General features: G+C 65.3%; 11 protein-coding genes. 7 read left to right on the top strand and 4 right to left on the bottom strand.

Translation table 11 applies throughout. The features are described from left to right. Nucleotides 1-70 precede the first annotated feature (70 nt). The 3 genes from AC1D1Y_RS19235 (at nt 71) to AC1D1Y_RS19225 (ending at nt 3,487) form a co-directional block, all read left to right on the top strand. Nucleotides 71-2,389, top strand: a complete 2,319-nt coding sequence (locus tag AC1D1Y_RS19235; protein WP_477683734.1) for an NADP-dependent malic enzyme — start codon at nt 71-73, stop codon at nt 2,387-2,389. Nucleotides 2,390-2,567: 178 nt separating this feature from the next. Beyond that, on the top strand, nt 2,568-2,984 hold the full coding sequence (locus tag AC1D1Y_RS19230) for a guanyl-specific ribonuclease (protein WP_477683733.1): 417 nt from the start codon (nt 2,568-2,570) through the stop codon (nt 2,982-2,984). 53 nt (nt 2,985-3,037) lie between these two features. After that, nucleotides 3,038-3,487, top strand: coding sequence for a barstar family protein (locus tag AC1D1Y_RS19225; RefSeq protein WP_007869336.1), 450 nt, complete (start codon nt 3,038-3,040; stop codon nt 3,485-3,487). A 253-nt stretch (nt 3,488-3,740) separates the two neighbouring features. On the opposite strand, the gene rsmA is transcribed toward AC1D1Y_RS19225, so the two are convergent. The 3 genes from rsmA to AC1D1Y_RS19210 form a co-directional block, all read right to left on the bottom strand. Continuing rightward, nucleotides 3,741-4,505: a 16S rRNA (adenine(1518)-N(6)/adenine(1519)-N(6))-dimethyltransferase RsmA gene (rsmA, locus tag AC1D1Y_RS19220; protein WP_477683732.1), complete on the bottom strand. Its 765-nt coding sequence runs from the start codon at nt 4,503-4,505 to the stop codon at nt 3,741-3,743. Between the two features lie 194 nt (nt 4,506-4,699). Next, a complete protein-coding gene (locus AC1D1Y_RS19215) occupies nt 4,700-6,112 on the bottom strand; it encodes a peptidylprolyl isomerase (protein WP_477683731.1) in 1,413 nt (470 codons plus the stop codon). Continuing rightward, nucleotides 6,105-8,567 (bottom strand): LPS-assembly protein LptD, encoded by a 2,463-nt coding sequence (locus tag AC1D1Y_RS19210; RefSeq protein ID WP_477683730.1) that lies wholly within the window; start codon nt 8,565-8,567, stop codon nt 6,105-6,107. The genes AC1D1Y_RS19215 and AC1D1Y_RS19210 overlap by 8 nt, the downstream gene beginning before the upstream one ends. Before the next feature lie 105 nt (nt 8,568-8,672). On the opposite strand from AC1D1Y_RS19210, the gene AC1D1Y_RS19205 reads away from it, so the two are divergent. Genes AC1D1Y_RS19205 through AC1D1Y_RS19190 form a run of 4 tightly spaced genes read left to right on the top strand, consistent with a single transcriptional unit; the run spans nt 8,673 to nt 12,268 of the window. Further along, the gene (locus tag AC1D1Y_RS19205; protein WP_477683729.1) at nt 8,673-9,779 is read left to right on the top strand and encodes an aminoglycoside phosphotransferase family protein; all 1,107 of its coding nucleotides are present in this window, start codon (nt 8,673-8,675) and stop codon (nt 9,777-9,779) included. A 48-nt stretch (nt 9,780-9,827) separates the two neighbouring features. Beyond that, nucleotides 9,828-10,583, top strand: coding sequence for a 16S rRNA (uracil(1498)-N(3))-methyltransferase (locus AC1D1Y_RS19200; protein WP_477683728.1), 756 nt, complete (start codon nt 9,828-9,830; stop codon nt 10,581-10,583). Then, complete coding sequence (locus AC1D1Y_RS19195; RefSeq protein ID WP_477683727.1) at nt 10,580-11,749, top strand: MFS transporter; 1,170 nt, start codon at nt 10,580-10,582, stop codon at nt 11,747-11,749. Before AC1D1Y_RS19200 ends, AC1D1Y_RS19195 begins: the two co-directional genes overlap by 4 nt. 42 nt (nt 11,750-11,791) lie before the next feature. Next, nucleotides 11,792-12,268 (top strand): YidB family protein, encoded by a 477-nt coding sequence (locus AC1D1Y_RS19190; RefSeq protein WP_477683726.1) that lies wholly within the window; start codon nt 11,792-11,794, stop codon nt 12,266-12,268. Between the two features lie 35 nt (nt 12,269-12,303). Here AC1D1Y_RS19190 and AC1D1Y_RS19185 read toward each other — a convergent pair whose 3' ends face one another. After that, entirely contained in the window at nt 12,304-13,218 is a 915-nt protein-coding gene (locus tag AC1D1Y_RS19185; RefSeq protein WP_477683725.1) for a lysophospholipase, read from the bottom strand. Nucleotides 13,219-13,276 lie beyond the last annotated feature (58 nt).

Genomic DNA, 13,276 nt, shown 5'->3' with positions numbered 1-13,276 from the left:
AACGGCCTACAATCGCAGACCTTACAAGAAATTGACGGTCAACCGACCGTTCCCGCTGGAGACCTTGCTGATGCCGACACCACCCGCCGCGACGCCCACTGACCGCGAAGAAAAACGCGCCGAACTGCGCCGCGCCGCACTTGAATACCACGAGTTTCCGACCCCCGGCAAGGTGGCCATCGCAGCGACCAAGCAGCTGACCAACCAGCGCGACCTGGCCCTGGCCTATTCCCCCGGCGTCGCAGCGCCCTGCGAAGAGATCGTCAAGGACCCGAACAACGCCTTCAAATACACCAGCCGCGGCAACCTTGTGGCCGTGATCACCAACGGCACCGCCGTGCTGGGCCTGGGCGACATCGGCCCGCTGGCTTCCAAGCCGGTCATGGAAGGCAAGGGCGTGCTGTTCAAGAAGTTCGCCGGCGTCGACGTGTTCGACATCGAGATCGACGAAAAAGACCCGGCCAAACTGGTCGACATCATTGCCTCGCTGGAGCCGACCTTCGGCGCCATCAACCTCGAAGACATCAAGGCGCCCGATTGCTTCTACGTCGAGCGCGAGCTGCGCAAGCGCATGAAGATCCCGGTGTTCCACGACGACCAGCACGGCACGGCCATCACCGTGGGTGCGGCGGTGCTGAACGCGCTCAAGGTGGTCGGCAAAGGCCCCGGCCAGGTCAAGCTGGTGACCTCGGGTGCAGGCGCTGCGGCCCTGGCCTGCCTGAACCTGCTGCTCAAGCTGGGCATACAGCGCGAAAACGTGTTCGTGACCGACCTGGCCGGCGTGGTCTATGAAGGCCGCACCGAGCTGATGGACGAGGACAAGATCCAGTTCGCGCAGAAGACCGACGCGCGCACCCTCAGCGACGTGATCGCGGGCGCGGACATCTTCCTGGGCCTGTCAGCCGGCGGCGTGCTCAAGAAGGACATGGTCGCCAAGATGGCGGCCAAGCCCATCATCCTGGCGCTGGCCAACCCGAATCCCGAGATCACACCCGAGGACGTCAAGTCCGTGCGCGACGACGCCATCATGGCGACCGGCCGCACCGACTATCCCAACCAGGTCAACAACGTCCTGTGCTTTCCCTATATCTTCCGCGGTGCGCTGGACGCCGGCGCCTCCACCATCACCATCGAGATGGAAATCGCGGCCGTGCATGCGATCGCCGAACTGGCGCAGGCCGAGCAGAGTGAAGTCGTGGCGGCCGCCTATGTGGGCGAGAAGCTCGCCTTCGGTCCCGAGTACCTGATTCCCAAGCCTTTTGATCCGCGCCTCATGATGAAGATCGCGCCCGCAGTGGCGCAGGCGGCGGCCGACAGCGGCGTGGCCCTGCGGCCCATCCAGGACATGAACGCCTACCGCGACAAGCTGCAGAGCTTTGTCTACGCCTCGGGCACGGTCATGAAACCGATTTTCGCGGCCGCCAAGGCCGCCAGCCGCAAGCGCGTGGCCTATGCCGAAGGCGAGGAAGAACGCGTGCTGCGCGCCTGCCAGATCGTGGTGGACGAGGGCCTGGCACGGCCGACGCTGATAGGCCGCCCGGCCATCATTGCCCAGCGCATCGAGAAATTCGGCCTGCGCCTGAAGGAAGAACTCGACTACGACGTGGTCAACGTCGAGCAGGACCACCGCTACCGCGACTTCTGGCAGACCTACCACCGCATGATGGAGCGCCGCGGCGTCACCGTGCAGATCGCCAAGATCGAGATGCGCCGCCGCCTCACGCTAATCGCCGGCATGCTGCTGCACAAGGGCGACGTCGACGGCCTGATCTGCGGCACCTGGGGCACGACCGCCCACCACCTGGACTACCTGGACCAGGTCATCGGCAAGCGCGAAGGCGTCAACACCTACGCCTGCATGAACGGCCTGCTGCTGCCGAACCGCCAGGTGTTCCTGCTCGACACACATGTCAACTGCGACCCGACGGCCGAGCAGCTCGCCGAGATCACCACCATGGCGGCCGAGGAAATGATGCGCTTCGGCATCAAGCCCAAGGCGGCGCTGCTGTCGCATTCGAACTTCGGCTCGTCCAACCTGCCCAGCGCGCTGAAGATGCGCCGCACGCTGGAACTGCTGCGCGAAAAGGCGCCCTGGCTGGAAGTCGACGGCGAAATGCACGGCGACATGGCGCTGGACGCCGACGCGCGTGCACTGATCATGCCCAACAGCACGCTGGCGGGCGAGGCCAACCTGCTGGTGCTGCCCAATATTGATGCGGCCAATATTTCGTACAACCTGCTCAAGACGGCGGCTGGCGGCAACATCGCCATCGGCCCCGTGCTGCTGGGCGCGAACAAACCCATGCACATCCTGACCGCCACCGCCACGGTGCGCCGCATCGTCAACATGACAGCCCTGACGGTCGCGGACGCGAACGCCGCCCGGTAAGCAAAATTTAGATAGCCAGTACTAACTTATTTAGGCAATAAACCCAGTCTTTACTGCCTAAATTTTCAGCAGCCACTTGCGTTTTTTGGCCATATGCGGCAAACTACCTCTCTTGAAATTTAAGGGTTAACCCGAAATCGGCGGGCTGACCTTAGGTTCCAGGAAAGGCTTCTTTTTCATGTTGCGCAATGGGTGGGGACGTTGGCAGGTGGCCAGGATGGTCGGCCTGCTGGTCTTGACAACCAGCCTGAACGGGCTGATCCCCAGCGTGGTGCAGGCCAAGGGTGTGGATTCACCGGCATCGGCCGGTACCATCGCAACGGCCCAATTGCCCCCGCAAGGGCGCGACATGATGACGCTGATTTACCAGGGTGGGCCGTTCAGGCATGACAAGGACGGCGTGGTGTTTGGCAACCGGGAGCGACTTCTTCCGGCCAACCGTCGCGGTTACTACCGCGAATACACCGTCAGGACGCCCAATGAACGCAGCCGGGGAGCCCGGCGCATTGTTTGTGGCGGCTTGAAACCCACCGCTCCGGATGCCTGTTATTACACCGACGACCACTATGCGAGTTTTCGCAGAATCGTTCAGTAAATGAACTGTGGTTGTTATTTCAAGTTTTTGACTTCAGAGAAAGAGTAGCGGAGATGGATACACCACTTCGTCGGGACAACGAGACGCCGGTGCGCAAGGACGGCGAAACGCCCTTGCGCGGCGTGCGGCCCAATATCGTTCAATCCATACGTGCCTTCCGGGTGCAGGATCTGCAGGACGCCGCAACGCAGCTGAACCAGCATTTCCTGTACGCCAACCTGGGCAATGCCCAGAGCAAGCAGGACGTGCTGGACATGATTGCGGCGCAATACACCTTCCCGGCCCACTTCGGCAAGAATTTCGACGCGCTGTACGACTGCATGACGGACCTGGTCCACAAATCAGGCCCGCAGCCCGGCTTCATCGTCGTGCTCGAGCAGATTCCGGCCAACGCCAAATTCGACAAGGAAGCGCGCGAGCAGCTGCTCGACATCTTCCGGGATGCCTCGGACTACTGGGCGGATCGCAAGATACCGTTCAGATGTTTCTATTCTTTTCTGTAGCCCGCTCCCCAGACATCGGCCAAGGGGATCGGGCGAATGAGGCCCAGCAAGCAGTTGCAGAAGGTGAAGAAGTCATGCCTACCGACAAACTGGTAGACGTGTCACCTCTGGCGTTGCGCATGAGCAGCCCGTTTAACGCGGGTTACTGGCTCGCCGCTGCTTAAAGCAAAAACGACATTGTGGGCGCCACAGGCGCCCACAAAAAAGCCCGTCCATGACGGGCTTTTTTTATGCCGTGACGCTGCCGGTCGGCTTACAGCGCCTGCACCAGCGCGACGTACTCGGCCACCGGCACTTCCTCGGCGCGGCGCTGCACGTCAAACGTCCCGCCAAAGCCCCGCGCGGTGAGCCATTGCCCCAGCGTGTGGCGCAGCAGCTTGCGGCGCTGGCTGAAAGCCACCTGCACCAGTTCACTGAGCAGCTTGACGTCCAGCGCCGCCGGCACGGCATGCGGCACCATGCGCACCACCGCGCTGTCCACGCGCGGCGGCGGGTCAAAGCTGTGCGGCGGCACGAACAACACGTTTTCCATGGCGTAGCGCCACTGCAGCATCACGCTGAGCCGGCCGTAGTCGCTGGTGGCCGGTGCGGCCACCATGCGGTCTATGACTTCCTTTTGCAGCATGAAGTGCTGGTCTTCAATCACGTCGACCGCATCCAGCAGGTGAAACAGGATGGGCGTGGAGATGTTGTACGGAAGGTTGCCGACGACCCGAAGCTTTTGCCCCTGCGTGCAGGCGGTGCGCGCCAGCTCACGGATGTCCACCTTGAGGATGTCGGATTCGACCACGCTGAGCTGAGGATGGGCCCGCAGCTGCCGGGCCAGGTCGCGGTCCAACTCGATSACSGTSAGSTGSCCCAGSCGCTCSACCAGGGGYTGCGTCAASGCCGCAAGCCCGGGGCCGATCTCCACCACAGCCTGGCCAGGCCGAGGCGCGATCGCCTGGACGATGCCTTCGATGATGCCCTGGTCAGTCAGGAAGTGCTGGCCGAAGCGCTTGCGCGGGATGTGTTTCACGAGATCACGGCCTCACACCTTAAACCAGCAGGGGCCGCAGAACCGGCTTAGCCGGGCCGCAGTCGCAGTGAACGACCGAGGGCATTGTTCTTTACAAGCACGGGGCCCGCGGGACTGGCTTCGCCAGACCGCAGGCGCAGCGGCCCCCTCGGGGGGCAGCGACCCACACGAAGTGGGGGAGCGTGGGGGCCACATCACTGCGGCGGATCACGGTACTCCACATACGCGCGGCCACGGACCTCCTGGGCCCAGAGTGCGTAAGCTTCGTTTTGTTTCTTCTCGCGCAGCACGTTGCGCGCGATTTCGCGCTGGTCACGCTGCGAGAGCTGCGTGTCGCGGCGCTCCAGCACCTGGATGATGTGCACGCCGTATCGGGACACCAACGGATCGGAGACCTGGTTGGGTGCCAGGCTGTTCATGACCTTCTCAAACTCAGGCACAAACATGCCGGGGCTGGCCCAACCCAGGTCGCCGCCTTCCTTGGCCGAACCGTCCTCGCTGTTTTCGCGGGCGAGGGCGGCAAAATCGGCTTGCCCCGCCTGGACACGTTTCTTGAGCTCGGCGAGTTTTTCCGTCGCGGTGGCTTCCGTCTGTTTGGGGTTCAAGCGCAGCAGGATGTGCCGGGCGTGGGTCTGCGTCACGGTGGCGCCGGGCATGCCGCCCTGGCGCTTCTCGATCACCTTGAGGATGTGAAAGCCCGCGCCGCTTCGCACCGGGCCCGCCAGTGCGCCGGTCTGCAGGTTTTTGGTTGCTTCGACAAAGAGGGGGGGGTAGCGGTCCGCCGTGCGCATGCCCATCTGCCCGCCGGTGGCGCGTGTGGCGGATGCGGAGAACTCCGCGGCCAGCGCCGCGAAATCGCCGCCGGCCTTGGCACGGTCCACCACCTGCTGGGCCCTGGCCTGCAGCGCCGCGACCTGGTCGGGCGTGGCGTTCTCCGGCACCGCCACCAGAATCTCGCCCAGGTTGAGGGCCAAGGCGGAAGGCTCGGCGCCGCCGCCTTCCTGGTCGCGCAGGAACTGGTCTATCTCCTGCTCGTTTACGGTGACGCGCGACTCCAGCTCGCGTTGGCGCAAGCGGCCCACCAGAAGCTCATCGCGCACTTCGGAGCGGAACTGGGTGTAGTCGATGCCGTCCCCCTTCAGACGGCTGCGCAGCTGGTCCACCGAGATCTGGTTCTGGCTGGCCACGGTCTGGACCGCGTTTTCGATGGTGTTTTCATCGATCCGGATACCCGAGGTGCGTGCCAGCTGCAGCTGCGCCTTGTCGCTGATCATGCGCTCCAGGATCTGCGGCACCAGTTCACTGCGCGGCGGCAGTGCCGTACCCTGCTGGAGGATCTGCTGCTCGGTGCGTATCAGTTTGAGGCGAACCTCGCTGTTGGTGATCGGCTCGGAATTCACCACCGCGACGATGAAATCGGCCTGGCGTTGCCCGCCACCCTGGGCCGGTGCTCGCACAACGGCCGGGTCGGACAGGCGCAGGGGATTGGACGGCTTGAGCCCCTGAGCCTGCACCTGAACCGCCAGCAAGGCCGAAAGCGCCAGGGTGAGGGCGGCGGCGCGCGGCAGGCTCGGGGAGAGTTCAGGAAAAAAACGGATATTAGTCATAAGTGGTAAAGCGGCTTGGAGCCTCGATTTTCTCACGCAGGTACTGGTAGCGCGGGACATTTGACTTGAGGGTTTCCAGGGGGTTCCCGCCAATGCGGGAGAAGCCCACCAGCTCCAGCTGGAACATGATCCGGGTGTCGGAAGTGCCCGTACTGGTCTGCGAGCGTTGCAGCACGACGCGGCTTATCCAGCAGCAGCCGTCGTATTCGACGCCGATGATGGAGTCGACCAGCCGCTTGTCCAGCACGCTGTAGTTCAGCCGGCCGACCGCGTAATAACGCCCCGGCCCCTGGCCCTGCCCGGCGCCCAGGTCCTTGCCTTTGTCGCCCCACAAGTCGTTGATCGGCCACTGCCAGCCCACATCGATCTGCTCGCTGACATTGCGCTGGCGCCGGAATGCGGCGCTGATGACGCGGTAATTGCCCGGGTTGTAACGCACGCCGAACGAGGCGCGCTCGGACTGCCGGGTCTTGGGGTTGTACTGCACCGTGCTGTCGAAAGACCACTGCGGCACCCAGTTGACGGACGCGCCGACCAGTATGTCGCTGATGCGGTCGGTAACCGGCAGTGCGCCGGGCAAGGTCACCCGCTGGTCTTCAAAGCGCAGGCGCTGTGCGATACCGACGCGCACGGCTTCGGCGCCGGTCGCGGGATCCAGCAGACGGGAGGTCACGCCCAGTGTCAGCAGGTTCGCGTCGGAAATGCGGTCATTGCCGACAAAAGCGTTCTCGGTAAAGACGGTCGCGAAGTTGAAGTCGTTGATGCCGGAGTCGTAGTTGGGCAACAGGCTCTGGTCGCGGTAGGGCGTGCGGACATAAAAAGCCCGCGGCTCCAGCGTCTGGGTGAAATTGCGGCCCAGGAAGCTGGCCTCACGCTCGAACTGCAGGCCGCTGTCCAGGCTGAAGGTCGGAACCACACGCGAGGCCGTCTTCGCCCCGCCCACCAGCGGCGCGTCGAACTGGTAGCTGGTGGCATGCAGCTGCACCTTGGGCGTGATGAAACCAGCCGACGACAGCCAGGGCCGGCTGATCTGCAACTTGGTGAAAGCCCGGTTGCTGTTGGGCTGGTTCGTCAGCGTGCGGTCCGCGGAGAAGCGGGTGTAATCACCCTCGATCGACCAGTCGAAGCCGTTGCCCAGCCCTCCCAGGGGGGCGTCCACCCGGGTGTACGCGGCCGTGAGCTGCGGAAGCCGGTCATAGGGAGGGACGATGGGCGAGGTCACGTCCTGCAAGGTCTGCCACTTCAGGGTGCGCAGGGTGCTGGAAAAGAATCCCCGGCCCCAGGTCAGGGTGGCGTCCTGGGACAGCAGGCGCTGGGTGGTGTAACCGGAGCGTGCCGGGAAATCCTTCCAGTAATCGTTGTCGCTGACACGATTCAGGTTGAGGTTGAGGCCGAGGTTGCCGACCGAAGCCAGGCCGGTGGCAATGGTGCCGGTGTGCTGGTAGCCGTAGGACCAGCGGTCCCGGTCTCGCAGCTTGTCGCTGGGCAGGTAATTGGCACGCAGCTCGCCCCGATAACTGGGTTCCAGGTAACGGAACTCGCCGGCGAGGTCTACGCCGCGCTTGCTCAGGATCGCCGGTGAAAAGGTGGCATCCCGATTGGGTGCGATGTCGAAGTAATAAGGCTGGCGAAACTCAAACCCGTTCGTTGAGCCCATGCTGATGGTAGGCGGCAACAGGCCCGACTTGCGCTTGTCGCTCAGCGGAAAGCTCACCCTGGGAAAAGCCAGGATGGGCACCTCTTTGAAGCGAACGACGGCATTGTGGGCCACGCCGACCTCGGTCTCCAGGTCGAACTCGAAGCGGCTGGCGCGCAGCACCCAGGCAGGCTGCCAGCTCGCCTCGTCATCGCGCTCGCAGGTGGTGTAGGTGGCGCGCTCCGCCGTCAGGTGTTTCTCGTCGAGGAAATCGACCCGCAGCGCACGGCCGTTGCCGCCGTTGCTCAGGAAGCGGTAATCGGGCGTGGTGAAAAAACCCTCGAACCGGTCCAGCTTGAGCTCCAGCTCGGGGCCTTGAAAGCGGTTGCCGGCGCGGTTGATGCGAACATTGCCGCGGCTTTTGAGCTGGTCGTCGGGCTGGTAATACTCGATGCGATCGGCGCGTATGGAGGTGGCCCCGCGGCGCAGTTCCGCATTGCCGTCGATCACGGTTTCCAGGTCCGGGCGTCCCGACACACGGTCGCCGAAGACAAACGTCGGCCCCCGGTCCTGCGGGTCGCTGGAGACTTCCTCGGCCAGCATGGGGGTGGGCTTGAGCTTCAGGGCGCCCTCGGACTCCGCCATCTCCGCCGGTGTGGGAGCTGACGCGCCACGCGACGCTGCCGGCGCCGCGGGCACCGCCTGGGCGTGCGCCGTCCCCGCAACAGTCATCCCCAGCGTGGCGCAAAACACGACCAGCCTGGAGACAGCAAGAGCCACCGGAGAGAGAATAAAAGGCGAGGGGGATGCGCGGCGCATCGTTTATGTGAGATAAACCCGTTTGTAAAATCAGGCCCGATTATCCATGACCCTCCAGCCCATCCCCAGAATAAAGAAGCCGAGCCCGGCGAAGGCCGCGCAAGCATGACCGCGCCGTCCATCGCCTGGGCCGACCCGGCACGCGCCGCCGCCTTCGACAACTGGCTGGCCGACGTGGCCCGCCAGCATCGTTTGCAGGCCGGCACGCTGAGGCCGGCATCGGCCGACGCCAGCTTTCGCCGCTATTTCAGGGTCGACGCCGCATCGGGCGAGGGCAGCTGCATCATCATGGATGCGCCGCCCGCGCAGGAAGACTGCAAACCCTTCGCCAAGGTCGCCGGCCTGATGGCGGAGGCGGGCCTCAACGCGCCACGCGTGCTGGCATGGGACGAGCCCCTGGGTTTCATGCTGCTGAGCGACCTGGGCGCGCAAACCATGATGGAGGTGATCGCCCCTCCCGCCGCGGTTGACGCGATTGCCAGCCCCACCTCCGCCCACTACGAGCTGTATGCCCATGCCGTGGACGCTCTGGTACGTTGGCAGCTCGCCTCGAAACCAGGCGTGCTGCCCCCCTATGACGAGGCGCTGTTGTCGCGCGAACTCTCGCTGTTCCCCGATTGGTATGTCGCCAGACACCGCAAGCTGCCGCTGGACACCGGCCTGCGGGAAAAGCTGGACGGACTGTTCGAACAGATCAAGGCCAGCAACCTGAATTCGCTTGATGGTGCACGCGTGTTTGTGCATCGCGACTTCATGCCGCGCAATCTGATGATCCCAGGCGGCTCACCAGCGGCCCTCACAGACGCGCCACCACTGGGGGTTCTTGATTTCCAGGATGCGGTCTACGGCCCCATCAGCTATGACATCGCCAGCCTGATGCGCGATGCGTTTCTGAGCTGGGAAGAGGATTTTGTGCTCGACATCACCGTGCGCTACTGGCAGAAGGCCCGCAAGGCGGGCCTGCCGGTCGGCGATGATTTCGGCGAGTTCTACCGGGCCGTCGAATGGATGGGCCTGCAGCGCCACCTCAAGATTTTGGGCATCTTCGCGCGCCTCACGCTGCGCGACGGCAAGCCCAAATACCTGGCCGACACGCCGCGCTTCATCCGCTACGCCCGCAACACCGCCGCGCGTTACCGCCAGCTGGGCCCATTGATGGTCTTGCTCGACGAGATCGAAGGCAATGAAACCCGCGTAGGCTACACGTTCTGACCGCATGAAGCACTCCCTCCACCGCCCTACCGCCGCCAAGGCCGTGCCGTGAGCGCGCGTTTCTATGCCGACATGGCGCTGGTGCCGGGCACAACGGTCCAGTTGCCGCCGGCCGCCGCCCGCCACGTCCAGGTCCTGCGGCTGCAGCCCGGGGACGCGCTTTCGCTGTTCAACGGCAAGGGCGACGGCCAGCCCGGCAGCGAAGGGGAGTTCGACGCCACGGTTGCGCGCATGGGCCGTAGCGAGGTCGAGGTGATCGTCGGCGCCTACGTCCCCACGGCGCGCGAGGCCGGCCGCGCCATCCACCTGGCGGTCGGCATGCCCGCCAACGAACGCATGGACTGGCTGGTCGAAAAAGCCGCCGAACTCGGCGCGGCCAGCATCCAGCCCCTGATGAGCGAGCGCAGCGTGCTGCGCATCAAGGGCGAACGCGCCGACAAAAAGATCTCGCACTGGCACGGCGTGGCCGTCGCCGCCTGTGAGCAGTGCGGCCGCAGCCGCGTGCCGCTGATCCACGACGTCGCCAGCCTGGCCGACTGGCTCAAAGGCCTGGAAGATGCGGCCGCCGACGGAAGCCGGCTGCTGCTGTCGCTGCGTGAAGGCAGCCGGCCGCTGGCCCAGGCGATTCCAGGCAGCGGCGCGCTGACATTTTTAAGCGGCCCCGAGGGCGGCCTCAGCCCCGCGGAGGAAGCCGCGGCCATTGCCCGCGGCTTTGGCCCCGTCACGCTGGGCCCGCGCGTGCTGCGGGCCGAAACCGCGCCGCTGGCCTGCCTGTCGCTGTTGACGCTGGGCGGTGCCGCATGAACCGCAACCTCTGGCTGCTGGCCGTCTGCCAGGGCTTGTTCCTGACCAACAACGTCACCTTCATCGCCATCAACGGCCTGGTCGGGCTGAACCTGGCGCCGCTGGGCTGGATGGCGACCCTGCCCGTCATGGGCTATGTGGTGGGCGGGGCGCTGTCGACCTCGGTGGTGGCGCGCACGCAGGCACGCTTCGGGCGCAAGGCCTCCTTCCAGCTCGGCCTGCTGGTGGCCGTGGCCTCGGCCCTGCTGTGCTGTTACGCGGCCTACGGCAAGAATTTCTGGCTGCTGGTGGCGGCCACGGTGGTGGCCGGCTACTACAACGCCAACGCGCAGCTCTACCGCTTCGCCGCGGCCGAACTGGCCCTGCCGGCTTTTCGCGAAAAAGCCATTTCGCTGGTCATGGCCGGCGGACTGCTGGGTGCCGTAGCAGGGCCGAATCTCGCGGCCCACACGCGGGAGCTGACCGACGTGCCTTTTGCCGGCGCCTACCTGGCGCTGGCCGGCGTGGCGCTGTTGTCCATGGCGCTGCTGGCCTTCATCCAGTTTCCGCCGCCGCCCGAGGCGCACGCGGCGCGCGGCGGAAGGCCACTCGGCGAAATCATGCGGCAGCCGGTCTTCATCGTGGCGGCGGCCGCCGGCGCCCTGGGCTTTGGCGTGATGAACCTCCTGATGGCCGCCACGCCGATCGCCATGCAGATCTGCGGCCTGCCGTTTTCCAGCGTCGCGCTGGTGCTGGAGTGGCATGTGATCGGCATGTTCGCACCCGGTTTTTTCACCGGCCACCTGATCCGCCGCTTCGGCGCCCTGCCCATCATGGCGGTGGGAGTGGCGCTGAACGTTGTGTGCGTGCTGATCGCGCTTTCGGGCGTGGACCTGAAACAGTTCCTGGCGGCGCTCTTTTTGCTGGGGTTGGGCTGGAATTTTCTGTTCACAGGTGCCACCACACTGGCCTTGACGGCCTACCGTCCCGAGGAAAAGGACAAGGCGCAGGGCGCGCTCAATTTCTGCATTTTTGCCGTGCTGGCGATTTCCTCGCTGGCGTCGGGCGTGCTTGTCACCACGCAGGGCTGGGCCTTGCTGAACCTCGGTTCGCTGCTACCGCTGAGCCTGACCGGCGCGGCGCTGGCCTGGCTTGCACTGGGCCGTCGCAAGGCACAGAATGCCTGAGAGCCTTTCGGCTCGCGTCATTCATCACTTGGGGAGTTCGTCATGGGTTTACTCGATTCCGTCCTGGGCAGCGTCCTCAACAACAGCAACGGCCGGCCGGACCAGGCGGGCGCGGCAGGCGGCCTGGGCGGCCTCATCGGCATGCTGGCCAGCAATCCCCAACTGATCCAGATCGTCACGGGCATGCTGGCCAACAACGGCGGGCAAGGCGGGCTGGGCGGCCTGGTCAGCAAGTTTGAAGAGGCCGGCCTGGGCGACGCCATCCAGTCATGGATAGGCGGCGGGCCCAACCAGCCCGTTTCGGGCGACCAGGTCACCAGCGCGCTGGGCGCCGGCACCGTGTCCGACATCGCCGCCAGGCTGGGCGTGGATCCCGGTGACGCCGCCAACCAGCTTTCCCAGATGCTGCCGGGCCTCATCAACCACCTGACGCCCGAAGGCCAGGCACCCGCGCAAGGCTTGGGCAATGGCGAAGACCTGATGGGCATGCTGGGCGGCCTGCTGCAGCAGGCTCGCTGATTTTTTTGGGGCCGGAGCCGGCCTCATATTCAGGACTAGAAGCGCGCGTCCAGCCAGGATTTGAGCCTATCGAACACCGGCGCCGAGTCGGTTTCGTTGAAGATCTCGTGGTAGAGGCCCTCAAAACAGCGCGTGGTCACCGTGCCGGGCATGACGTCCCGCGAATTCGCGGCGCTTTCCGCAAAGGCACGGCTGCCCGCCGGGTCGACGAGGCGGTCCGCACCCGCATACATCAGCAGCGTCGGCGTGCGCCAGCGGGCGGCGGCGGCTATCGTCGCCGGGCCGGCTGTCGCGATGAACTTGCCCAGCCTCGGCGAAATCCTATTGTGCACCTGCCGGTCGGCCAGGTATTTCCTGACCACCTCCGGGTCGTGTGAGAGGTAGTGCGGATCCAGGCCGTTGCCCACGCACAGGTTGGGCGCCAGTTTCGGCATGAAGGCCAGCAGCAGTTTCTGCAGGGGGCCGAGTCCGGCATCCAGTGCCGGCGAGGACATCACCAGGCCGTCGACGGGGCGTATGCCCAGTGAGACAAAGCGGCTGGCCACCAGGCCGCCCAGGCTGTGGCCCAGCAGCACGATCGGCAGCTGGGCGGATTCCGGCGCCGCGGATTCCCGCAGCATGCGCATGCAGCGTAGCCGCGTGTCATCGACCACTTCGGCCAGGTCGTCGAGCAAGGTGCTGTCTTGCGGCAGCACGCCGCGCGCGCCGCCGGACTCGCCGTGGCCGCGCTGGTCGTAAGCGCGCACGGCGAAACCCCATTCCATCAATTGGCGCGCGAGATGGTCGTAGCGCAGGGCGTGTTCACCCAGTCCGTGCACCAGCAGCACGACGGCGCGCGGCGGCGGCGCGTGCGGGCCCATCTCGTCGGCCCAGGCGTCTAGCGGCCACTCGTACAGGGCCAGGTTCTCGCCGTCGCGGGCGGTGAAGGGGGCTAGGATGGTCGAATGCATGCGGCGGCGTAAGCCTGGCCTGGGGCAAGCGCGCGCGGAAGGCCGCGATGCGGGGAAG

Source organism: Polaromonas sp. P1_G1, from assembly GCF_056405595.1.
This window is presented reverse-complemented; position numbering and strand designations above follow the sequence as displayed.